Raw genomic sequence first — 22410 nt, 5'->3', positions numbered from 1 at the left:
GTGTCTTTTCCAGAAATAGTCACTTTTGTTATTATGTCAAAATGAACAAGAAATCTTACATAAATAGGAAAAGAAAAATCTCGTTTCAGAATCAGAAACGAGATTTTTTCACACCTTATTTTTTAAAAGATTCAACTAACTGAATAAGGACTTCTGCTTGTTCAGTTGTAAAAGCTTTATTTTTTTGTGCTTCTACTTCATTGATATAAGCATCAAGTTGTTTATGGCTAGCTTTCATTTGACCATTTTCAGCAGATTTCTTAGCTGCTTCAAGTTTCTTTATAAACGAAACGGCTGCTTTTTCATCACCATTTTCAGTTAAAAATTGTTTTGTTAACTTTGCCAATCGATCATAATCTACAATGATCTGGATGGTAATGGTTTGATTTGTTTTATTGCCAGCTTTGTCTTTAGCCTCGGCTGTAAATGTTCGAGCACCAACACCAAGTTCGAAAGCTTGCTGAGATATGTCTTCACATGTAGATGATTCTAAACCAGATAAAGAGTCTTGGGCTTGGCATGTTAATGAAATGACCTCATCTACGCCTATTTGTGTTCCTTCTTTAAGATTAAATTCAATATCTGGCCCTGTTTTATCAATGTTTACCTTTAGTCCTTTTTTTGTTTCAACATTACCTGCTGTATCCTCACTCCAATAATAGAGAATATGTTTTCCTTCATTCTCAAGTTTTATGGAACTTCCGGATTGTACAACACCATCATTTATAGAATAGTAAGTCGCTTCAATATCTGATTCACTATCAACTGAAGTAAACTTTACTTTCACAGTATCTTTGTACCAATCATTTTGTGCTACTCCATCAATTTCATAAGATGTTTCTGGTGTTGTTACATCAGGCTTTTGCGCTGATACCAAATAAATATTCGGTGTTGGCGGCTCCTCCATGCCCTCACCAATAAAAAAGCTAGGGTGAGGTGGTTGGTTATAGCCAACATTTTGCCATGCTATAGCAGTACGATATTGCGGATCATGCATAAGTGTATAGATTTTATGTTTGGTTACATCATTTGTCATATAGACGCGTAATGCACTACTATCTTCCGTTCTCCATATTGCTTCCTCTCTCCAGTCTCCAAGTAAATCTGCTTGTAACGCTGGAGTACCTTTCGTAGAGTTATTAGAGAACGTGCCATCTGCAACTAGGATGTCTTTTAGTGTTTTGCCCTTATAGTCCCACTTAGCAATCGTGCCTGTACCAACACCTTTGTCGGCATCCCATTTATGATCTAACAATTCTCGTAGTAAGTCTCCATCCCACCAGATGCCGAAATTTGAAGAAGGGATATTGTTTGATATTTTTTCTCCAGTTGCTGAGTGTAATCCGCCTATTTTGCTGTTCCACTCACCTGAGATTGCCCAAGCTTCTGCACCATCATAGTTCGGGTCGATATCTGCTGTCATTCCTCTTCCTGTATCTTGTCCTGTTTTAACACCCCATATAACTTCGCCAGTTTCGGCATCTCTCAGATCATATCCGTACTCAGCGTCTTTATGTTCTTGTACAGAGAATATTTCTAATCCTTCCCGATTGGGATTTAAATCCCCTACATGCAAGGCATCACCATGACCTAATCCTGTATTGTAAAGTCCGGATCCATCATCATCAATTGTTATCTGCCCATAAACAATTTCATCTTTTCCATCATGGTCGACGTCCGCTACACTTAGGCTATGATATCCTTGTCCTGCCCAGTCACTATAACCGTCATTGTTTGTATCAAATGTCCATTGTTTTGTTAGTTTACCTTCTTTAAAGCTATAAGCGCTAACAACTGTTCTTGTGTAATAACCACGTGCCATAATTAAGCTTGGTGTTTCTCCATCCAGATAAGCAACACCAGCTAGAAAACGGTCCACACGGTTACCGTATCCATCTCCCCATGAAGAAACATCACCTCGCGGAGGAGTATAGTCTGTTGTGACAAGCTCCTTCCCAGTTTCGCCTTCAAAGATCGTTAAATATTCGGAACCTTGTAACACGTATCCTGTTGAGTTTCTGTGGTCTGCCTCTGCTTTTCCTATGATTGTTCCTTTACCATCCTTTGTGCCATCTGCAGTTTTCATCGCTACTTCTGATTTACCATCCCCATCTAAATCATAAACAATAAATTGGGTATAGTGAGCTCCTGCACGAATGTTTTTACCTAAATCGATTCTCCACAATCTCGTTCCATCTAATTTGTATGCATCAATATAGACATTTCCTGTATAGCCTGCATGTGAGTTATCCTTTGAATTAGATGGATCCCATTTAAGAATAATTTCATATTCTCCATCTCCATCTAAATCTCCAACACTTGCATCATTTGCAGAATATGTGTACGGATCACCTAATGGAGTAACACCATCCTTTGGCTTTTGAAGCGGGATATCAAAATAATTATCGGCAATGACAGATGTCTGTGCTTTTTGCTTCTTCTCTTTTCCATCTATGATAGCTCGAAGCTCATACACATCGTCTGCTTTCCCTTTTGAATCTACAAAATTGGTGCTTGTTAATATTGGACTTGAATTGATTTTTTCATTGTTCCGGTAAAGATTAAATGAAACATTTTTAGGATCTGTCCCTAAAAACCTCCAACCTACATAAACACCATCATCTGTTTTCATCGCAACAAGGCCGCGATCAAGTGTTTCCATTTGCTTTTTCAATACGGTTACAGCTGGTGTTTCAAGGCTAGTCGAAAGCTCTGATATCCCTCCTGCACTTACAGCAGCAATTTTATAGTAATACTTAATCGTTGTTAAAACAGTGTCATCTTTGTAATTCGGCTCGTTTGTTTTACCAATATACTGGTATTCCCCATCCTTCTTTGTTCCTCTGTACACATTGTACGTTTTTGCTCCCTCTGTTTTATCCCAACTAAATGAAATGTCATTTTTGTTTACTTCTACAAGTTTTAAATTTATCGGAGCAGAAGGTACTGGAACGGATGCATCAATCATGGATACAGGCAATGGCACAGAAGGAACAGTCTCAACATTTGCACGATCAACTGTAGTTGCTGTGTACTCGTATTCCATACCAACATCAACACTAGTATCTGTATAAGAATTTGTTGTTGAACTATCAATTAACTCACTATCATTTGTCCCTGCAACTTTACGATAAATATTATATTTCACCGCATCATCTACCGCTTTCCAAGAAAGCTTCACTGACGGATTTTCCGGATCGATATTTACCTGTTCAACCTTTAGTTCTGAAGGTGCAAGTAAAATAGGTGTAAGCTCCAGGCCGTTGGCAATACCTGTCGAACCTTTAAAGTTTACATTCATTTGGCCGTCTTTAACTGATACATCCGAAAAGACCTTAGAAGTGTAGCTGCGACTTGGGGCATTTACAGGTCCTAGATCCTTTCCTTCAATCGATACATCTGTTCTCGCACTACCGAGAAAATCCGCAACATGTACTTTTACAGCATATAAACCATTTGGTACATCCACTTGAAATTCCCAGCCTACATTAAAATACCCAAGCCAATCTCGTGTTACTTCTCTTAGAGGTGTATCACCGTCACCACGGTCACGAGTAATCATTCCAGTATTATCCTTTATTCCATATCCTCTTTCTTTTGTATAAACAGTATTTAAATCAACATTGGTATACCCTTCTGCAATAGGGCTACCTACTGGACCAAAATCATACTTAAGATTTGCTTCTTTTGTTTTGATCACAATCATATCTGATTGTTCAGATTCCCCTTTTCCATTAACAGCAGTAACAACCACATCATATGATTGTCCTTCTTCCATACCCATTAAACTAATTCTAGAAATAGTTGAGGTTCCTACTAATGTATAGTCTTCGGCAGATGAAGTTGAGAGCTTGCGATAAATTTTATAAATATCTGTATTTTCCACTTCATCCCATGTTAATAAAGCTCCGGCATTACTAATACTGCTGGCCGTAACACCTGTTGGCTTGTCTGGTACGTTTACTGGAGGCTCTATATCTGTTACATAAGAAGCTAAGGAGCTATCTAACTCTTTTATCCCGCTTGATAATAGACGTGCAATCTGAATAGCACCATACTCTTGGAAATGGGTATCATCCTGAGAGCCATTTGGGAAAGCGGTATAGATACCTGGTTCCGTATGAAGGAAAACTGCTTTCGTTCCAACTGGACCAATAGTGTTATAATATTCACGACTTAATGTACTTAAATCAACTAATTCAACATCTTGTTCTTCTGCTACCTCTTTCATTCCTTGAACATATTCAGGGAAGCTAACATTAAATATTCCTGTCTCAGCATTAAAATCACGCCTTCCAACAGGTGTAACTAAAATAGGTTCAGCACCACGTTGTCTAGCACCATTGATATATGTTTTTAAATAATTTTTATAATCTGGTACAGAAGCATATCGCTCTGGTCTACTAATCGTTGCATCATTATGACCAAATTGAATAAGGAAAAAATCACCTGGACGTATTTCAGTCAGAATATTATCTAATCGACCTTCAAAAATAAAAGACTTAGAGCTTCTTCCGCCAATCGCATGGTTATCAAATGCAATCGATTCATTAAAAAAACGTGGAATCATTTGACCCCAGCCTGCTTCCGGTTTCCAATATTCATCATATGTTTGAACAGTAGAATCACCGGCAATATAAACTGTTGGTGTCTCGCCTGGAACTCGCTCTGCTAATTGTGTAATAATGAGTCCATTAATCTTTGGAGTTGTTCCTGTAAATTCAAACGTTAGCTGTCCATCTACTAATGCTATAGAAAAAGTCCGCTCAATAAATTGCCCAGAAGATACATTCGCATCTTGAACCTTTTGAATCGTTTCTGCAACAACTCCTACATTTGTAGACTCTTTTGCATCTCCTGCAATTACTGTTACTGAATAATCACCATTAGGCAAGTCAACTAAAAAACTAGTTTCTTTTACCATAATAGAATCAGATTTTAAAGCATCCGTTGTACCTTGGTCTGTAGCTTCAGCTTTAGAAGGATCCTGAAAACCGTATCCTCTCTCCTCACTATAACCAGAATCTGGTGAAACTTGGTCAAACCCTTCTTCTACAGCACTAGAGGAAGAACCAAAGTCAAACTTCTTTGTTATAAAACTCTCCTCAGCATTTACATTTAGAGAATAAAATGGAATGCTTCCTGCAAACATCAAAACACTTAAGAAAACGGCAAATATTTTTTGGCCATTTCTTTTCATAGGTTTACTACCTCTCCTTCTCGAAAATAGTCACCGTATGTTCGATCTTGATGAAAACCTTCCTCCTTTCAACCCTTATTGAAAACCCTTACAAATTTAAATGATAATATTTGTCAGAATTTTTAGATATATAATTTTCAGACATAAACGTTTAAAAAACCGATATTTGCTTGAAATACACGATTTTTTATAAATAATGAATAGAAAAAATCGGCTTGTCACCAATTCTTATTCGCGACAACTTCAGCTTTTCTTATACGATCAATCTCAATTTTTAACGCTGAAAGTACAAAAACCCCCTCTACTAGAGCGGGGGCTCACATCACTTAAATATTTAATAGAGCTAATTGATCCTTTGATTCTATTTCAGCAACCATTTTTGTCCAGGATTCAGGTTTATTAGGTAATACAGTATAATAACGGATTAAAAATTTCGCTACCAAATCCGCTTGGATTTTCGACTTATTTTCATTCATTGGGAGGAAACAAAGGTCAAGACCTGTAACCGCTTCACCATCATTATTCCATGACGGGTGGATATAGTCGATGTCGACTTTTTTGTATCCCAAGTGTGCCAAAACTTCTCGTCGCACATATGGGTCCATAGGTTTTACACCGCCAAATTCATGGTGTTCAACTCGATAGGGGTCATAAATTTCAGCAAACATACCTGATAATTCCTTGCCGTTTATTCCAGCCAGGCCACGCAAATCCTGAGCTCTTTTGTTTGCCAAGAATGGTCCAATTCCTAAACCAGGTTTCCCGATAATCGTAAAGTCTGTCATCGCAACATTAAAATCGGCATAATAGCGATATTCTGTTGCCCCAACGACTCTACCTTCATGAACAGCAACAAAAACACGGATTCCCGGATCCTCTAAAGGTTCCTTCCAAAGATCAAACTCTAACACTTCCTCAGGAGGAAAAATCTCCTGCATTAGCTGATGCATTTGTGTAAATAAAGGATCTTCAATATTTGTTATACGATGATAGTCCATCTTCATTCTCCCCACCCGTTCATTTTTCCTTTCGAAAAGGATTTTTCCATTCCATCAGTGTTCCATAATGACAAGATTCCTCATCCTCTAAATAGTTCGCAACAACACCAATCGGTGTTCGGCTGCAACGTAACAAAAATGTTAGGACAGGATCTTTGATCATTCCCTTTATGACCGCTTCTACATATTGCTCTGCTGACATATTATCCGCATTTTTATGATAACCTGGCATGCGGCCACCACCAAGCAGTCGTTCTAACCCTAAATGGATAACGACATCGTACATGGAAAGCATTAACCATTTCCCGAGGCCAAACTTTCGAAACGTTGGCTTAATACAAATATCTACAACATAGAGCGTATTTCCTTTAGGATCATGATTTCTAATATATCCGCCATCTGTTATCTCTTCCCAGGTATGATTCGGATGTTCAGGATCAAAGTTTACGATTAATCCTGTCATAGATCCTGCCATTTCCCCATCGACTTCAATACATAAAGCTCCCTCTGGAAAAAGGGTGATATGATTTTCCAGCTGCTCTTCATTCCACCATAACTCAGAAGGAAATGGGGGTGGAAAGCTTTCTTGTTGAATTTGGATTAGATCTTGGAAATCTTCTCTTTCATAATTGCGAATGACAGCTTTTGTTGGTTTGTCTTGATCGAACACATAAAATTCTTTTCGATACATAGAAACCTCCTATTAATACGTTTGTTTTTCAGGCTCCCAATCTGGATAAAGATCTGTTCGTCTATCTCTCCACGTTGTCACCGAACCACTTAGCCTTACTTTATATAAAAGGTCAAGATTTAAGTCCGCGGTAACGATCATATCTTGATTTATTTCACCTTGTACCATAATACCCTTCGGAGGAAACGGTACATCATTTGGCGTAATGACTGCTGCTTGCCCAAAGTTCCCTCTCATAAAATCCACGGTTTGAAGGGAACCAACTGTACCAGTAGTAACCACATAAACCTGATTTTCGATGGCTCTAGCATGACTTGTATAGCGAACTCGGTGGAAGCCATGGCGATCATCTGTACACGATGGACAAAAGATCACATCAGCACCTTTTGCCTTTGCCATTCTCACAATTTCAGGAAATTCGATATCATAGCACGTTAGCATTGCAATCGTACCCTTATCTGTTACAAAAACCTGAAGACTATCACCAGCACTCATATTCCACTCTTCTACTTCTGTTGGTGTAATATGTAGCTTTGCTTGCTCCGCAATTCTCCCATCTGGATAAAATAGATGAGCAACATTATATAATTTGCCTTCTTTCTCGATCACATGCGTACCTCCGATAATATGCATACCAGTTCTTGCCGCATGTTCAACAAATAAATCACGATACCTTTCTGTAAAATCAGGAAGACGATTTATCGGCAATGCTTTACCGCTTTCATCACCAATAGAAAGCAATTGCGTTGTAAAAAATTCAGGAAACAAAATAAAATCCGATCCAAATTCTTCTGCTGTTTTAATATAGTGCTCAACCTGATTTGCAAACTCCTCAAATGATTTAATCGTGTGAAGATGATATTGTACTGCAGAAACTCTTAAATTCATGTCCATTCCTCTTTCTTCGATGTTCTATATAAACGAGACTCAACTCATGACATTTTAACCTGCTACAAATATTATTCGATATCTATCTTTGATACACAAGTACACACTTTCTTTTTACTAAGTGTCAAAAAGTATACTATGGATTTTATAAGGAGATAAGGAAAAAATCAATAAAAAAACCACAAGATTTTTGTGGTTTGTAGTGTGATTATTAATAACATTATTACAAGTCGCATTTGTTACAGATCATTTTTTTTCAACTGGAATAGACAAATCATTGGTTTTCATATAATTTTTTCCCCACTCGTACATAGAGTCAAGAATTGGCATAAGGCTTTCACCTTGCTCAGTTAGAGAATACTCAACCTTTGGAGGAACGACAGGATATACTTTCCTCTCAACGATCAGATCTTCTTCTAGTTCACGAAGTTGATTGACCAGCATTCGTTGTGTAATACCTGGGATTAATGACTTCAACTCACTGAAGCGCTTTGTCCCTTCTTTTCCTAGGTGCCATAAAATGATCATCTTCCATTTTCCTCCGATGACAGACAGGGTTAATTCTTTTTCACAGTTAAACGATTTATCATTAAATCGTGACATGGTCCTCACCTCTTTTTTTACAACACTATATCACATAGTATACTTTTTAACACTATGTAAGAAAAATGTGCGTACTTCTCACATTTATACATAAGCGTTACACTTACAACTACACATAACGAATGTGTAAACAAAAAACAAAACAGGAGCTGAAATGAATGGAATTACAATTAGCACTAGACTTAGTCAATATCCCTGAGGCCATAAAGTTAGTTAAGGAAGTTGAGGAATATGTAGATATCGTAGAAATCGGTACACCCGTTGTCATAAATGAAGGACTTCGTGCAGTCAAAGAATTAAAATCAACCTTCCCAAATTTAAAAGTACTTGCTGACCTGAAAATTATGGATGCTGCTGGCTACGAAGTCATGAAGGCTTCTGAAGCTGGTGCTGACATTATAACAATTTTAGGTGCGGCAGAGGATATGTCTATTAAAGGAGCAGTAGAAGAAGCAAAAAAACAAGGAAAGAGAATTCTTGTCGATATGATTGCTGTGAAAGATCTTGCCAAACGTGCAAAAGAAGTAGATGAGCTTGGTGTTGATTATATTTGTGTTCATACCGGTTATGATCTTCAAGCAGTTGGGAAAAACTCATTTGAAGATTTACAAACTATTAAAAGTGTTGTAAAACATGCTAAGACTGCGATCGCAGGCGGAATCAAACTAGAGACACTGCCAGAAGTCATTAAAGTACAACCTGATCTTGTGATCGTTGGCGGAGGCATCACTGGTCAAGAAGATAAAAAAGCTGCTGCTGAAAAAATGCAAACGATGATTAAGCAAGGTGCTTAATGATGCAAACAAGTGAATATTTGAATAAAATCATTTGCGAACTTGACCATTCTGTCAAAGAAATTCATAATCAAGATGCTGAAAAACTCGTGAACGCTATTCTTGAATCAAATAAGATATTCATAGCTGGTGCAGGAAGATCCGGATTTATGGGAAAATCATTTGCGATGCGCATGATGCATATGGGTCTTGATTCTAATGTGATCGGCGAAACTATCACATCTACCTTCGAAAAGGATGATCTTCTTATTATAGGCTCTGGTTCAGGTGAAACAAAAAGCTTAATTACCATTGCTGAGAAAGCAAAAAATATTGGTGGTAAAATTGCTGCAATCACGATTTTTCCCGAGTCTACAATAGGACAACTTGCTGATATGACTGTCGAACTGCCTGGTGCAGCCAAAGACCATACTGCGGGACAAACAGATACGATCCAGCCTATGGGATCTCTTTTTGAACAAACTTTATTGCTATTTTATGATGCCATTATTTTAAGGTTTATGGAAAAAAAAGGCCTTACTAGTCAAAAAATGTACGGAAAACATGCAAACTTAGAATAAATTTTGATGGGCAGTTTCAAATAAACTTGGACTGCCCTTTCTATTAGTGATAAAGTTCTTTAACTTTTTTTAAATCCTCTAGTAATTGATAAATTTCAGATTGACTTAACCGCACTGGCATTTGGTCGTATAATGTGACAAACTGTCCGTCTTCTTCATGTTTGTGTTTCTGTAAATATTCATATAGCAGATTCAGTTGACTTTGTCTTAAAGTCGATTCTGTATAAAATTGTTTCACTGTTTGCAATGAAAATTCATTCATTGAGGTATCAAACTCTCCGGAAATAATAGCGCCCTCCACTTTCATGTTTTCACCCCTGCTTTTTTCTTTTAGCTTATCCTAATTAAGGAAATTTTACTTAATTTCTATAGAAAATGGAGGCTACAATTGTAACCTCCAACAGTCCGCTTTTTTGTATGTCTTGAAGTAGTGATCTACTGCTGCTTGTTACCATTTTGCTCCGCTTGGATGTGGGCAGTTCTTGTATGATAGTTTTGTGCGAAATTCTACATAACACCCGCAATGCAGGCAAGTTGTTTCACTAGAAAGAGAAGGACAGCTTAAGCAGATATCCATTCTCTTTTTGAATAGGGTATCATCTACTAGGTTAGTTTCTAACTGTAATTGTTCTTGAACAAGCTTAGAAATTTGTGATTTTGACCTGCGTTCAACTTGAAAACAGCTTTTACAGTTTCTTTTTGTGTCAGCTTCCATCATGATGCTGTAATAAGTAAAACGGACATAGGCGGCATTTCGAACGATAGTTCATTCTCGTTTATATTTAATCTTTCAAATGAAACTGGTTCAACAGCTGTCGGATTTTCAAATGTATTACGGTCATTCATATTTTCTGATGTTAAAATTTTCCCTTTAACACTTGTTACATTTTTTCCCAACAAACCTCTTAATTCGATTGACACAGGTGCAGAATCCTGATTACTTAGGTTACACAATGTAATATTCACTTCACCTTGAGCGTTTTTTGAAGCTGAAAGATGAACAGATGGAATTTCATCCTTTTGACCCTTAAATGATGTCGTTTTTGATTCTACTGTCAGGCATGTTGCATCTTGATGAACCTTATACATATCAAAAACATGGTACGTCGGCGTTAGAATCATTTGATCTCCTTCTGTTAATACCATTGCTTGAAGAACGTTCACAGTTTGAGCGATGTTTGCCATTTGTACTCGATCACAGTGGTTATTGAATATATTTAGTGTAATACCTGCAACAAGCGCATCACGAATCGTATTTTGTTGATATAAAAACCCGGGATTTGTTCCTGGCTCTACATCAAACCAAGTTCCCCATTCATCTACAATCATGCCAATACGTTTTTCTGGATCATATTTATCCATAATTGTGCCATGTTTTGTCACAAGCTCATCCATATGCAAGGCTTTTTTCATCGTAATAAACCACTCATCTTCGGTAAAATCTGTTGCAGAGCCTTTCCCTAACCAGAAATCACCTGGAATTGTGTAGTAATGAAGACTTAAGCCATCCATAAATCGGCCAGCATTGCGCATTAACACTTCTGTCCAATTATAGTCGTCGACATTGGCCCCACCGGCAATTTTGTAGATTTTATTGTCTCCATAGTTTCGAACATAGGTCTGGAACTGACGATAAAGATCTGCATAATATTCCGGGCGCATATTTCCGCCGCAGCCCCAGTTTTCATTACCAACTCCAAAATACGTTAATTTCCAAGGTTTTTCGCGGCCATTCTCACTTCTCCAGTTGGCCATCGGAGATTCACCATCAAATGTCATATATTCAACCCATTCAGACATTTCCTGAACAGTTCCACTCCCAACATTTCCACAAATGTATGGCTCGCACTCTAATAACTCACAAAGAAGCATAAATTCATGTGTACCAAAATGATTGTTCTCAACTACTCCGCCCCAATGCGTGTTAACCATTCTTTTTCTGGTTTCTCGTGGTCCAACTCCATCCTTCCAATGATACTCATCAGCAAAGCAACCGCCCGGCCAGCGTAAAACAGGAATATTTAGGTTTTTAAGTGCTTGAAGAACATCATTTCGAATTCCTTTTGTATTGGGTATTGACGAATCTTCCCCTACCCAAATCCCTTCATAAATACAGCGCCCAAGATGCTCCGCAAAGTGTCCGTAAATATTTTTATTTATTTTCCCTTTTTCGATATCTGCATTGATAATTATTGAATTACTCATCTCATACACTCCTATATTATTAATCTATTACTTACTTTTCATTTATAGTCGTTTCACGATCTGGAACGGGTTCCCCGAATTTAGGCAATCCATCCTCTCCCCACGTAAACACTTGAGCACGTGTATGTCGATTAGGATCGTATAGTGGATCACCAACAATTTCTTTATAATTTCTTGCATGATACACGATCACATCTTCTTTTCCATCTTCTGATACAGTAAAACTATTATGACCTGGTCCATATTGACCAGTTGTTTCATTCGTTTGAAATACTGGTTCTGTAAGCTTGGTCCATGAAGCAGGATCGAGTAAGTCTGCATCCTCTGGTGCATACAATAGACCCATACAATAGTTATGATTTGTTGCACTGGCTGAGAAGGAAACCATGATTTTCCCATTACGTTTCAATACAGCAGGACCTTCATTAACAAGGAAACCGATTTTTTCCCAGTCGTATTCTGGGGTCGTGATCATGACTTGATCGCCTGTAATCGTCCATGGATTTTCCATCTTTGCGATATATAAATTAGAATTACCTTCTATGTTCGGATCTTTTTGTGGCCAGACAAGATATCGTTCACCTTTATGTTCAAAAGTTGTTGCATCTAGTGCGAACGTTTCCCATTTTGTTTTGATCTGACCTTTTTCCTCCCATGTACCCTCCAAAGGATTGGCTGACTTGTTTTCAATCACATACATACGATGATCAAATAATCCTTCGTTTGTTTCAGCCGTTCTAGCAGCTGCAAAATAAATGTACCAAGCTCCATCAATATAATGAATTTCAGGTGCCCATATATTCGCACTCAACGGCCCGCGATCATATTTTCTCCAAACAACAACAGGCTCTGCCTCACCTAATGCTTGAATAGTGGATGCTCTACGCAATTCAATGCGATCATATTCTGGTACAGATGCAGTAAAATAATAATAGCCATCAACATGCTTATACACCCAAGGGTCTGCACGTTGCTCTATTATTGGATTTTGATATCTTTGTGACATAAATAAACTCTCCTTTTCTAGTAAACTTCCTATAACCACCGCAAACGTATTCAAAAAACCTCTTAAAAGATTTGCTTCTGTCAAAACGGCCAGTAATTTTCCTAAACGAATTCTTTTGGAATCCATTGAGTAGGCACGGTAAAGACAGCACCTTCTGGTTTTAGTGATGTTGACAACATCCAGAAAAATGGAACGGCCATAATAAGACCACCAACTTAAAGCGGTGGAGATGCAGCAACACATTAAGCAAGGTGTTAAGCGCTTTCAACTCCACTTAGAAATACAACATAACAACCTCATGTATACCTTCTCCTTTTTTTCTCATGATTTATTTCCTTCTACGTAAACAAAAACATTAACATATTGTCGGTTTTATTAATATATATGTTATTAATGATTAGTATATTTATTAACCATATACCTGTCAACTGTTATTAGAAAATTTAATCAATTCCTTGACTCAGCTAATTAACTATGTATAATCAATTTCTCTTACCTATTTCATTTCAAGACCAACCTTAGTTTAAAGGATAGTCTTAAACATTTCAGTGCAGAGAAACATAGAATATTAATATTAGTATAAAATAAAATCTGTAAGGTTAACATACTTGTATACTAATTAACAAACATGTATATTATATGTAAACAGTCTGTTATGATGGAGGACTAAATTCATGAAAATAGATACCACAAATGAATATTTACCTATATATGAAGCGTTAGCAAGCACAGTACGTTTAAAAATTATTCAATTACTATCCCAACGACCTATGAATATTAGGGAATTAGCAGAGGCTGCTGAATTAAGCAGTGCTATTATGACCATGCATGTAAAAAAACTAGAAAAAGCAGGTATTATCCGTACTGACATGGTTCCAGGCAAAGCTGGATTACAAAAATTATGTGTTCTTGATGTCGATCAAATTGAAATCAATTTTCCAGCACAACTTAGTCAAATTAAAGAATTTCATCAAACAGATGTGTCAGTAGGCCATTATACCGACTTTCTAATTGAACCAACATGCGGCCTAGCAACTAGGGAGAAAATAATAGGGGAATTTGATGAACCCCGCTATTTTCTTGATCACGAACGAGTGAACGCAAATATTCTTTGGTTCGGTCAAGGCTATGTTGAATATAAAATCCCAAACTTTTTGTTATCAAGCAACCGGCCAGAAGAACTTGAAATTTCAATGGAACTTTCATCAGAAGCACCTGATACAAATAATAATTGGCCATCTGATATTTCATTTTATTTGAATAAGGTATTTTTAGGTATCTGGACCAGCCCTGGTGACTTTGGCGATAATAAAGGAAAATACACTCCTTCATGGTGGCCAAGTATTATTAACCAGTACGGTTTATTAAAATACCTCCGTATTACTGCTAATGGAACTTATATGGATGGAAATAAAATCTCTGATGTCACCATTCATGATGTAGGAATTCGTGAGAAACAATGGACGTTCAGAGTTGCTGTCGAAAAAGATGCGGAGCATGTCGGAGGGGTTACACTATTTGGTTCAGGTTTTGGTAACTACAATCAGGATATTATCTTTCGACTCTATTACTCTAAGGAACAAAAAGCTTAATTTCCACGCCACCTTTCCTGTGTTTGGGAAGGTGGTGTTTTTTGCTTTTATCCACTTAAATAGCCTTTATCAATTCACCATTAAACATCGTTTTCCTCTTCGTATATCCAATACTCTCTTTACGGTAACTATTTCACCTTATTATAACTATTTCTTTTTACTTATATTTTTACTTTATTTTACTTATCTTTTACTTTTTTTGTCTAATTGTAGGATTGATCGTCGAAAGCCTTATCTTTCAAGTGTATTTTAGCTAAAATATTCACTATGTTATTACTTTACAAGGAGTTAATGAAACTATGCAAAATCGAACTACTCTAAAACTAATTTCTAACACATCCCTTTATAAAGCCTATATGGATGCACTTAAATTAAACGTATCTGAGGACTTTATTAAAATACTACTTGAAGAAATGAAATCTCGTACGATGCCCTTACCCATTACGTTACAGGATAAATTGTTGTAATACCTGATAGATGTTTTTTTAAAAGATTATACAAAAAATCTTTCAGTTCTAATAGTAAATGAAAAGCACAATTCTCAAATTGTGCTTTTTATCAATTTATAATTAATTTTCCGTTTCAGTAGAAACTTGCCATGTGATTCCAAACTTATCCTTCACTTGCCCGTATAATGGACTCCAAAAAGTTTGTTGTAATTCCATTAAAACTTCACCATCAGCTTTTAACTTATCAAAAACTTCTTTTGTCTTTTCTATGTTATCAATGATTAACGCTAAGGTAATGTGTGATCCAATTGTGTATGGTTGACCTGGGAACGTGTCGGAAAACATTAGATTTGTGTTATTTATTTTTAAATGTGCATTGAGTACTCTTCCTTTTGCCTCTTCTGGGGTAGGATATTCAGGATTGTCAGGCATGTCTCCAAAGGTTTTTAAATCTAAAACTTTCGCATCCAATGCTGTTTCATAAAAATCGACTGCCTCTTTTGCATTTCCATTAAAAACTAAATAAGGGTAAATTTCTTTAATCATGTTTTCACAGCTCCTTTTATGTATTATAGAATCGAATGTACGTTCGACCATTTTATCATACCATATACACTTTGTGTTCTACTAGTATTTATTTTACAAATCATATTATGGACATCGATTTATTTCTTAAACATACGGTTCTATTCATTACGAGAAAAATATAATGAAAGCCCCTGGATTTAATCATCAAGGAACGTTTCTGCTTTTATTTCTCTAAAAGAGTCATAAAGTTCGTAGGCTCTAAGAGTTTTCTTCATTTTCACTTGTTCTTGTTGAGGATTTTCTTTCCTCTTTTTGTTCATTTCTTTATGTTCGTTTACATGATCTTCTCTAGAGATCCATGCTTTAAAATCAGCTTGAGATCCCCACTTTGATACATAGACAAATTCAACTGTTCCTGTGTTTTCTCTTTTCCAGCATTCAAAGGAGATCAATCCTTTTGCCTCAGCCAACTTTTCTTTGTCTTTTTCTCTTTTCTTAACCAATCTTTCCTCATATGCTTTTTCAATTTCAAATGTTGCTGTGTTTACAAACATGTTCTTCATCCTTCCTATTTATTAGATTGTCATTTGTTTTGAGTAAAGGTCAAAGTAAAAGCTACGTTGGTTTAGCAATTCGTGATGGTTTCCACTCTCTATGACCTCACCATCCTGAATGACGATGATTTGATTAGCTAACTCAATTGTTTTTAAACGATGAGCAATCACAAAGCTCGTTTTACCTTTTATTAAATTTCGAATGCCCCTTTGAATATCAATTTCAGTTTTCGTATCAATATTAGACGTTGCTTCATCTAAAATTAACAAATCCGGATTTGCTAAGATAGCTCTAGCTATGGAAAGTAGCTGTTTTTGTCCTTGGCTGATATTTTGGCCGCCTGATGTAATACGTGTTTGATATTGTTCCGGCAAATGCTTAATAAATCCATGTGCAGAGGCTGTTTTTGCAGCTTCAATCACTTCTTCATCTGTCGCTTCAAGACGGCCGTATCGGATATTCTCCATAATGGTCCCCGAAAATAAATAAGGATCTTGAAGCACAATCCCAATTCTTTTGCGTAAATCCCGAAGTCTATAGTCTTTAATATTTATACCGTCTAGTAAAATCTCTCCAGATTGAACATCATAAAACCTCATAAGCAAATTAATGATCGTTGTTTTACCAGAGCCGGTTGGCCCTATAAAAGCAATCATCTCTCCCGGCTTTGCTGAAAAATGAATATCTTTTAAAATAAGTTTCTTTTGATCATAACTAAAGTTAACATGTTGAAAATGTACTGCCCCTTTTAATGAATCGATTGGAACTGCATCTTTTTTGTCGATTAAATCAGGGACTTCATCCATCGTTTCAAAAACGCGTTCAGCGCCAGCTAAAGCAGCTTGAATCGAATTAAGCAAAGTTGATAATTGATTAATCGGTCTTGTAAACTGTCTTGAATATGTTACAAAGGACGCGATAACCCCAATGGTTGTATGTCCTTTTAAAGCCATCAATGCTCCAGTTGCAATCACAATAGCAAGACCTATATTACTTAAAAAGTTATTAACAGGTCCAAGTGTTCCGGAAAACATATCTGCTCGAATCGCAGAATGGCGTAATCGCTCATTAACCTCGTGAAATTGTTGGAATGTATCCTCTTCCTTGCCAAATAAAGAAATAACCTCTCCACCGTTGATTGTTTCTTCTACAAAGCCATTCAACTCTCCAACATCCTTTTGTCTTTGTGAAAAATTTCTCCGGCTTACACTTATGATTTTTTTCGTCACAAAGAGCATAAGTGGAATAGTCAAAAATGAGACAATGGCCAATACCCAGTTTAAGGAAAACATAGCAATTGTAACACCGATGATTGTTAAAAATGAGGAAACAAACTGAATGACACTTTGGCTGAGCGCTTGATTTAGCTGCTCAAGGTCGTTTGTAAACCGACTCATTAGCTCCCCATGTTTATTCCGATCAAAAAACCTTAACGAGAGGGTTTGTAATTTTGCAAATAAATCCTCGCGTAATACTTTAATTGTATTAAGTGAAATATTCACCATCACATAGCTTTGAACCCAGGTAATGATAGATGTTCCAACATAAATTCCGACAAGCAACCATACCATTCGAATAGTACCGGACACATCTCTCGGAAGAATGTAATGGTCAATAATTACTCCAATAAAATATGGACCTAGAAGACTTAGTATCGAAGAAAAAATAACAAGAACAACCGAGATCACTAAGCCCATTCTTTGTCTTTCCATATACAACCAAATTCTCAGCAGTGTTCCTTTTGGATCCTTAGCAGGTCCTTGTATTCTTCCTTTAGGTCCTGCTGCGCCCGTTGATTGCTGCATTCTTGTAATACTATTACTCAACCATTACACCTCCAGTATGTGCTTGTGTTTGATAGATTTCTCGATAAACAGAGCATGATTCTAATAATTCCTGATGTGTTCCTTTCCCAACTAGATGCCCTTCCTCAACAACAAGAATTTGATCTGCATCAATAATAGATGAGATTTTCGAGGCGACCATAAAGATTGTTGTATTAGAATAAGATGACTTTAATGCATCAAGAATTGTTGCTTCAGAACGAGCATCTACTGCAGATGTTGGATCATCTAAAATCAGTATAGATGGCTTCCTTACAAATGCCCTTGCAAGTGATAAACGTTGTTTTTGTCCCCCTGATAAATTTGTCCCTTCTTGTGTTATAGGGTGTTCATAACGGGCTTCAAGTTTTTCAATAAATTCGTCTGCACATGCATGTTGAGAAGCCGTTTGTATTTCAATTTCTGACGCAGTTTCCATTCCAAATTTTAAATTGGATTTGATGCTTCCTGAAAATAAAAATGGTTTTTGAGTGACATACCCAATTGATGCACGAAGATGTTTTATATTTATATGTTTGATATTTTGACCATCTATTAAAATCTCACCATTATCAACATCATATAATCTTGGAAACAACTTAACTAATGTTGTTTTTCCACTTCCGGTTGCCCCAATAATGCCAATTTTCTCCCCCGGTTTTGCAGAAAAGGAGACTTTATTTAGTACATATTCACCATTCTTACTATATGAAAATGAAACATTTCGAAACTCTACTTCTCCTATTATTGGCATTTCATCTAATGTTTTTTCCGCTCGGTTCCTATTAGTGTCAATATCTAAAACCTCTTGGATCCGTTTTGCAGATGGAAGTGCCCGCATTAACTGCATAAGTACCATACTACTTGAAGTTAGTGCCATTAAAATTATGTTTAGATAGTTTATAAAAGCCAAAATGACACCCACTTGTATTGCCTCGCCACTAATTGGTAAGATGCCAAAAATCAGGGCAACAGCCATTCCAATATTAATCACAAAAAGGAGCACAGGCATAAGAATCGTAATAATTTGCTCGGCTATTTTAGACTTATTTGTTAGTGAAATATTCACTCTATTAAATAATTGTTTTTCAAAATCCTTTCGTACAAAAGCCTTTACTACCCTAATACCAGCTATACTTTCTTGAAGCTTCGTATTAAGCTGATCTAGTGCTTCTTGAACTCTTTTAAACCATTTACTTGCTTTTTTTGAAAGAAGGATAATGAAAAAGAAAAGAATTGGAATTAAAACAACCAAAATCGGAAATAACTCCCTTGCTTGTAAGAAAACAATGATGACGCTTCCGATAAAGAGAAGAGGTCCTCTCACAAATACACGCAGTGTCATCATAATGGCTGTTTGAACGGAAGTAATATCACTCGTTACATTTGTAATCAGTTTTCCGCTACCGATTTTGTCTCGGTTTACACTTGATAAATGTTCGATCTTTTCAAATAAATCCTGGCGAATATCCGAAGCAATATTAACTGCTGATTTTGTACTAAAGATCGTACAACCAATTCCACCTATTAAACCGATAATCGCTGCAATGAACATAAAAGTTCCCATTTGGATGACATAAGCTGTATCATCTACTGCAATTCCGTTATCAATTATCTTTTGCATAAGAAGCGGCTGCAATAAATCCATTGTCACCTCTAGAGCCATTAATAAAGGAGCAAGAATAACAAAGGGCTTGTACGGCTTTGTATAAGGTATTAGGTTTTTGACTGTTTTCATCACTTCACGCCTTTACTTTTTTGTTGCTTGTCGGACCAATTGATTAGCTCCTCCCTGCATGTATGTAGCATCGAAAGAACATCCTTTGCAAGAGAAGGCTCAAATAACACCTGTTTCATTGCATAATGAAACTCTAATTGAAGCTTTCCCATTTCTTCTCGAACTAGTGATGCTTCTTCAGACTGCTTCCAACGCAATCGCATTCTCCACTCCTGCCAAAACACCTCGTCTTCTTCATCTATTAATTGATGAAGAAACTCGAATCCTTCGTCTTTTAAGGTATATATTTTTTTCTCTCGCTCTATATTTACTTCTATAAGTTCCTTTTCAACTAAATCCTGTAAAGCTGGATAAACTGTTCCCGCACTAGGTGAATAAAACCCTTCACTTCTCTGTTCTAGCTGTTTCATTACTTGGTATCCATGTCTTGGTTCTTCTTTTAATAGCTGTAGAATGGCAAGCTGTATAATTCCTCTTCTTTTTGTGAACTTTGACTTCATTTTCTCTCTTAAATGCGGCTGCTTTTCAAAAAATTTAAGTGCAGTTTTCAAGCCTTTATGTGTTAATGAAAGGACTTCCTGTTCGTCTAAATGAACAAATTCTTTTTCAATCGCCTCATCAATACATGTATTAAGATTCCTTATCTCTTCCTTAATATCTGAAAATAGCTCCTCCTTCGTAATATTTTTTCTACTGATATATGTAAGCATGGTCAACATTTCTTGACTTATATTTCCTAACAATACGAAACCTCCATTCATATTCACATGAACTATTACGATAAATTTTAATCGATATAGTTTCAGAATACAATGAAAAAATTTTTTTAAAGTTTATTTTAAGATTAAACAAACAGAATTTCCAACGAACTCATCAACACAAAAAGGGTCAGATCCAATCAAGATACTTGGTTTGTATCCAGATGGGATCTGACCCTTTCATGTTGACGCGCCTTAGAGGATTCGAACCTCTGACCGACGGCTTAGAAGGCCGTTGCTCTATCCTGCTGAGCTAAAGGCGCATAATAATTTCAATAATTTGATCTAGTTTTTTTCATAAAAATGGCTCCGCAGGCAGGATTCGAACCTGCGACCGATCGGTTAACAGCCGATAGCTCTACCACTGAGCTACTGCGGAACAACATCATGGTGGGCCTAAATGGACTCGAACCATCGACCTCACGCTTATCAGGCGTGCGCTCTAACCAGCTGAGCTATAGGCCCATTTATGTAGATATTATATGTATTGGAGCGGGTGAAGGGAATCGAACCCTCATCATCAGCTTGGAAGGCTGAGGTTTTACCACTAAACTACACCCGCATATAAAAAGTTTATTGGAGGCACCACCCGGATTTGAACCGGGGATAGAGGTTTTGCAGACCTCGGCCTTACCACTTGGCTATGATGCCTCAAAATGGCTGGGCTAGCTGGATTCGAACCAACGCATGACGGAGTCAAAGTCCGTTGCCTTACCGCTTGGCTATAGCCCATTGAATAAGCTACATGAAAAAACTTCTTCGATTATGCTACATGTATCCTCGACTACAAGGTACACTTAGTGTCTCTGTAAAAACTACTCTCTTTTTATTGCTTTTCAAATGAAACCTTCTATTTTCAATTAATAATTGATTGGGGCGGCTGATGGGAATCGAACCCACGAATGTCGGAACCACAATCCGATGCGTTAACCACTTCGCCACAACCGCCATTATTCACTTGGCAGGGGCAGTAGGAATCGAACCCACACCAAAGGTTTTGGAGACCTCTATTCTACCGTTAAACTATGCCCCTATTAAAATTAAATGGTGGAGGGGGGCAGATTCGAACTGCCGAACCCTAAGGAGCGGATTTACAGTCCGCCGCGTTTAGCCACTTCGCTACCCCTCCAGATGAAAGGTGGCTCGGGACGGAATCGAACCGCCGACACATGGATTTTCAGTCCATTGCTCTACCAACTGAGCTACCGATCCATAATTAGTTTACCGGCTTCCGTTAAGCTTCAAATCTCTTCGTCAACTCCTTCGTTCACAACCTCACGTATTTAGATACGCTCCGGTGTTCACTCAGTCGTTTCCTCGACCTTTTCTCATATCGAAACCCTTTTACATAATGCATGAATAGTATTAAAAATTAGTTTATTTATATTATTAATATGGCGGTCCGGACGGGACTCGAACCCGCGACCTCCTGCGTGACAGGCAGGCATTCTAACCAACTGAACTACCGGACCATTATTTGATTACACTAGACAGTACCACTATATTTCTTCGATTTAGCCACGTCAACGTAAATTGGTTGCGGGGACAGGATTTGAACCTGCGACCTTCGGGTTATGAGCCCGACGAGCTACCAGACTGCTCCACCCCGCGATAATAAAAAAGTCAACCGTATGACAATACATATGGAGGAGGAAAGGGGATTCGAACCCCTGCGGGCTTTGACACCCCTGTCGGTTTTCAAGACCGATCCCTTCAGCCGGACTTGGGTATTCCTCCAATAAACATATGTGATAATGGTAGCGGCGGAGGGAATCGAACCCACGACCTCACGGGTATGAACCGTACGCTCTAGCCAGCTGAGCTACACCGCCATAGTTATTAAACGCTCTTTGTGTAAAACAAGTCATGCCTCTTACAGACACATTCCTCGAAAGCCTACACTGAAGATTCTCAAAATAATAATGAGTGATTTGGTGGAGCCTAGCGGGATCGAACCGCTGACCTCCTGCGTGCAAAGCAGGCGCTCTCCCAGCTGAGCTAAGGCCCCAATTCAAATGTTTT

18 protein-coding genes and 15 tRNA genes are annotated in these 22410 nt (G+C 37.4%); 4 read left to right on the top strand and 29 right to left on the bottom strand.

Annotated elements, in window-relative coordinates; genetic code table 11:
* Window positions 1-115: 115 nt before the first annotated feature.
* The 5 genes from AC4GZ8_RS11215 to hxlR all read right to left on the bottom strand — a co-directional run bounded on the left by AC4GZ8_RS11215 (window position 116) and on the right by hxlR (window position 8380).
* Window positions 116-5200 carry a rhamnogalacturonan lyase family protein gene (locus AC4GZ8_RS11215; RefSeq protein ID WP_491081933.1) on the bottom strand — a complete coding sequence of 1695 codons (5085 nt, stop codon included), beginning with the start codon at window positions 5198-5200 and terminating at the stop codon, window positions 116-118.
* Between the two features lie 326 nt (window positions 5201-5526).
* Window positions 5527-6198 (bottom strand): GNAT family N-acetyltransferase, encoded by a 672-nt coding sequence (locus AC4GZ8_RS11210; protein WP_491081932.1) that lies wholly within the window; start codon window positions 6196-6198, stop codon window positions 5527-5529.
* Between the two features lie 19 nt (window positions 6199-6217).
* Window positions 6218-6889, bottom strand: coding sequence for a GNAT family N-acetyltransferase (locus tag AC4GZ8_RS11205; RefSeq protein ID WP_491081931.1), 672 nt, complete (start codon window positions 6887-6889; stop codon window positions 6218-6220).
* Window positions 6890-6901: 12 nt separating this feature from the next.
* The gene (locus tag AC4GZ8_RS11200; protein WP_491081930.1) at window positions 6902-7777 is read right to left on the bottom strand and encodes a carbon-nitrogen hydrolase family protein; all 876 of its coding nucleotides are present in this window, start codon (window positions 7775-7777) and stop codon (window positions 6902-6904) included.
* Window positions 7778-8023: 246 nt separating this feature from the next.
* Complete coding sequence (hxlR, locus tag AC4GZ8_RS11195) at window positions 8024-8380, bottom strand: transcriptional activator HxlR (RefSeq protein ID WP_491081929.1); 357 nt, start codon at window positions 8378-8380, stop codon at window positions 8024-8026.
* Window positions 8381-8538: 158 nt separating this feature from the next.
* Here hxlR and hxlA point away from each other — a divergent pair, with 158 nt between their 5' ends.
* Both hxlA and hxlB read left to right on the top strand, forming a co-directional pair.
* Window positions 8539-9174, top strand: a complete 636-nt coding sequence (gene hxlA, locus AC4GZ8_RS11190) for a 3-hexulose-6-phosphate synthase (RefSeq protein ID WP_491081928.1) — start codon at window positions 8539-8541, stop codon at window positions 9172-9174.
* Between the two features lie 2 nt (window positions 9175-9176).
* Complete coding sequence (gene hxlB, locus AC4GZ8_RS11185) at window positions 9177-9734, top strand: 6-phospho-3-hexuloisomerase (protein ID WP_491081927.1); 558 nt, start codon at window positions 9177-9179, stop codon at window positions 9732-9734.
* Between the two features lie 43 nt (window positions 9735-9777).
* Here hxlB and AC4GZ8_RS11180 read toward each other — a convergent pair whose 3' ends face one another.
* The 4 genes from AC4GZ8_RS11180 to AC4GZ8_RS11165 all read right to left on the bottom strand — a co-directional run bounded on the left by AC4GZ8_RS11180 (window position 9778) and on the right by AC4GZ8_RS11165 (window position 12945).
* Window positions 9778-10041 (bottom strand): hypothetical protein, encoded by a 264-nt coding sequence (locus tag AC4GZ8_RS11180; protein WP_491081926.1) that lies wholly within the window; start codon window positions 10039-10041, stop codon window positions 9778-9780.
* A gap of 141 nt (window positions 10042-10182) precedes the next feature.
* Entirely contained in the window at window positions 10183-10449 is a 267-nt protein-coding gene (locus AC4GZ8_RS11175; protein ID WP_491081925.1) for a DUF6171 family protein, read from the bottom strand.
* Window positions 10449-11939: an alpha-N-arabinofuranosidase gene (locus AC4GZ8_RS11170; RefSeq protein WP_491081924.1), complete on the bottom strand. Its 1491-nt coding sequence runs from the start codon at window positions 11937-11939 to the stop codon at window positions 10449-10451. Before AC4GZ8_RS11170 ends, AC4GZ8_RS11175 begins: the two co-directional genes overlap by 1 nt.
* Before the next feature lie 31 nt (window positions 11940-11970).
* Complete coding sequence (locus AC4GZ8_RS11165) at window positions 11971-12945, bottom strand: glycoside hydrolase family 43 protein (protein WP_491081923.1); 975 nt, start codon at window positions 12943-12945, stop codon at window positions 11971-11973.
* A gap of 674 nt (window positions 12946-13619) precedes the next feature.
* On the opposite strand from AC4GZ8_RS11165, the gene AC4GZ8_RS11160 reads away from it, so the two are divergent.
* Complete coding sequence (locus tag AC4GZ8_RS11160; RefSeq protein WP_491081922.1) at window positions 13620-14537, top strand: ArsR/SmtB family transcription factor; 918 nt, start codon at window positions 13620-13622, stop codon at window positions 14535-14537.
* A gap of 299 nt (window positions 14538-14836) precedes the next feature.
* A complete protein-coding gene (gene sda / locus AC4GZ8_RS11155) occupies window positions 14837-15004 on the top strand; it encodes a sporulation histidine kinase inhibitor Sda (RefSeq protein WP_491081921.1) in 168 nt (55 codons plus the stop codon).
* Between the two features lie 102 nt (window positions 15005-15106).
* Here the strand turns inward: sda and AC4GZ8_RS11150 are convergent, their stop codons facing one another.
* From AC4GZ8_RS11150 to AC4GZ8_RS11055, 20 genes are all read right to left on the bottom strand, one after another.
* On the bottom strand, window positions 15107-15532 hold the full coding sequence (locus tag AC4GZ8_RS11150; protein WP_491081920.1) for a VOC family protein: 426 nt from the start codon (window positions 15530-15532) through the stop codon (window positions 15107-15109).
* A 179-nt stretch (window positions 15533-15711) separates the two neighbouring features.
* Window positions 15712-16068, bottom strand: coding sequence for an antibiotic biosynthesis monooxygenase family protein (locus AC4GZ8_RS11145; RefSeq protein ID WP_491081919.1), 357 nt, complete (start codon window positions 16066-16068; stop codon window positions 15712-15714).
* Between the two features lie 21 nt (window positions 16069-16089).
* Complete coding sequence (locus AC4GZ8_RS11140) at window positions 16090-17874, bottom strand: ABC transporter ATP-binding protein (RefSeq protein ID WP_491082224.1); 1785 nt, start codon at window positions 17872-17874, stop codon at window positions 16090-16092.
* A 13-nt stretch (window positions 17875-17887) separates the two neighbouring features.
* Window positions 17888-19630 carry an ABC transporter ATP-binding protein gene (locus tag AC4GZ8_RS11135; RefSeq protein ID WP_491081918.1) on the bottom strand — a complete coding sequence of 581 codons (1743 nt, stop codon included), beginning with the start codon at window positions 19628-19630 and terminating at the stop codon, window positions 17888-17890.
* A complete protein-coding gene (locus AC4GZ8_RS11130; RefSeq protein WP_491081917.1) occupies window positions 19630-20373 on the bottom strand; it encodes a PadR family transcriptional regulator in 744 nt (247 codons plus the stop codon). The genes AC4GZ8_RS11135 and AC4GZ8_RS11130 overlap by 1 nt, the downstream gene beginning before the upstream one ends.
* A gap of 204 nt (window positions 20374-20577) precedes the next feature.
* Window positions 20578-20651 (bottom strand) — tRNA-Arg (locus AC4GZ8_RS11125).
* Window positions 20652-20692: 41 nt separating this feature from the next.
* Window positions 20693-20767, bottom strand: a tRNA-Asn gene (locus tag AC4GZ8_RS11120).
* Window positions 20768-20776: 9 nt separating this feature from the next.
* Window positions 20777-20853, bottom strand: a tRNA-Ile gene (locus AC4GZ8_RS11115).
* Between the two features lie 23 nt (window positions 20854-20876).
* Window positions 20877-20950 (bottom strand) — tRNA-Gly (locus AC4GZ8_RS11110).
* 15 nt (window positions 20951-20965) lie between these two features.
* Window positions 20966-21039 (bottom strand) — tRNA-Cys (locus AC4GZ8_RS11105).
* A 6-nt stretch (window positions 21040-21045) separates the two neighbouring features.
* Window positions 21046-21120: transfer RNA gene (locus AC4GZ8_RS11100), tRNA-Gln, on the bottom strand.
* Window positions 21121-21260: 140 nt separating this feature from the next.
* A tRNA-His gene (locus AC4GZ8_RS11095) sits at window positions 21261-21336 on the bottom strand.
* 11 nt (window positions 21337-21347) lie between these two features.
* Window positions 21348-21421, bottom strand: a tRNA-Trp gene (locus AC4GZ8_RS11090).
* Between the two features lie 12 nt (window positions 21422-21433).
* Window positions 21434-21517, bottom strand: a tRNA-Tyr gene (locus AC4GZ8_RS11085).
* 10 nt (window positions 21518-21527) lie between these two features.
* Window positions 21528-21600: transfer RNA gene (locus tag AC4GZ8_RS11080), tRNA-Phe, on the bottom strand.
* Between the two features lie 183 nt (window positions 21601-21783).
* Window positions 21784-21860 (bottom strand) — tRNA-Asp (locus AC4GZ8_RS11075).
* A gap of 62 nt (window positions 21861-21922) precedes the next feature.
* Window positions 21923-21999, bottom strand: a tRNA-Met gene (locus AC4GZ8_RS11070).
* Window positions 22000-22032: 33 nt separating this feature from the next.
* A tRNA-Ser gene (locus AC4GZ8_RS11065) sits at window positions 22033-22125 on the bottom strand.
* Window positions 22126-22143: 18 nt separating this feature from the next.
* Window positions 22144-22220, bottom strand: a tRNA-Met gene (locus AC4GZ8_RS11060).
* 100 nt (window positions 22221-22320) lie between these two features.
* Window positions 22321-22396, bottom strand: a tRNA-Ala gene (locus AC4GZ8_RS11055).
* Window positions 22397-22410: the final 14 nt, after the last annotated feature.

Source organism: Metabacillus sp. RB-C-LZQ-3-1, assembly GCF_058315175.1.
Note: the sequence above shows the minus strand (reverse complement) of the source record. Positions and strands in the feature narration are given on the sequence as shown.

Coding starts and splice junctions, on each gene's coding strand:
- AC4GZ8_RS11135 (WP_491081918.1), bottom strand. CDS start 19,630: ATGAAAACAGTCAAAAACCTAATACCTTATACAAAGCCGTACAAGCCC.
- AC4GZ8_RS11210 (WP_491081932.1), bottom strand. CDS start 6,198: ATGGACTATCATCGTATAACAAATATTGAAGATCCTTTATTTACACAA.
- AC4GZ8_RS11180 (WP_491081926.1), bottom strand. CDS start 10,041: ATGAAAGTGGAGGGCGCTATTATTTCCGGAGAGTTTGATACCTCAATG.
- AC4GZ8_RS11140 (WP_491082224.1), bottom strand. CDS start 17,874: ATGCAGCAATCAACGGGCGCAGCAGGACCTAAAGGAAGAATACAAGGA.
- AC4GZ8_RS11165 (WP_491081923.1), bottom strand. CDS start 12,945: ATGTCACAAAGATATCAAAATCCAATAATAGAGCAACGTGCAGACCCT.
- hxlA (WP_491081928.1), top strand. CDS start 8,539: ATGGAATTACAATTAGCACTAGACTTAGTCAATATCCCTGAGGCCATA.
- AC4GZ8_RS11200 (WP_491081930.1), bottom strand. CDS start 7,777: ATGAATTTAAGAGTTTCTGCAGTACAATATCATCTTCACACGATTAAA.
- AC4GZ8_RS11205 (WP_491081931.1), bottom strand. CDS start 6,889: ATGTATCGAAAAGAATTTTATGTGTTCGATCAAGACAAACCAACAAAA.
- sda (WP_491081921.1), top strand. CDS start 14,837: ATGCAAAATCGAACTACTCTAAAACTAATTTCTAACACATCCCTTTAT.
- AC4GZ8_RS11160 (WP_491081922.1), top strand. CDS start 13,620: ATGAAAATAGATACCACAAATGAATATTTACCTATATATGAAGCGTTA.
- AC4GZ8_RS11215 (WP_491081933.1), bottom strand. CDS start 5,200: ATGAAAAGAAATGGCCAAAAAATATTTGCCGTTTTCTTAAGTGTTTTG.
- hxlB (WP_491081927.1), top strand. CDS start 9,177: ATGCAAACAAGTGAATATTTGAATAAAATCATTTGCGAACTTGACCAT.
- AC4GZ8_RS11150 (WP_491081920.1), bottom strand. CDS start 15,532: ATGATTAAAGAAATTTACCCTTATTTAGTTTTTAATGGAAATGCAAAA.
- AC4GZ8_RS11170 (WP_491081924.1), bottom strand. CDS start 11,939: ATGAGTAATTCAATAATTATCAATGCAGATATCGAAAAAGGGAAAATA.
- AC4GZ8_RS11175 (WP_491081925.1), bottom strand. CDS start 10,449: ATGGAAGCTGACACAAAAAGAAACTGTAAAAGCTGTTTTCAAGTTGAA.
- hxlR (WP_491081929.1), bottom strand. CDS start 8,380: ATGTCACGATTTAATGATAAATCGTTTAACTGTGAAAAAGAATTAACC.
- AC4GZ8_RS11145 (WP_491081919.1), bottom strand. CDS start 16,068: ATGTTTGTAAACACAGCAACATTTGAAATTGAAAAAGCATATGAGGAA.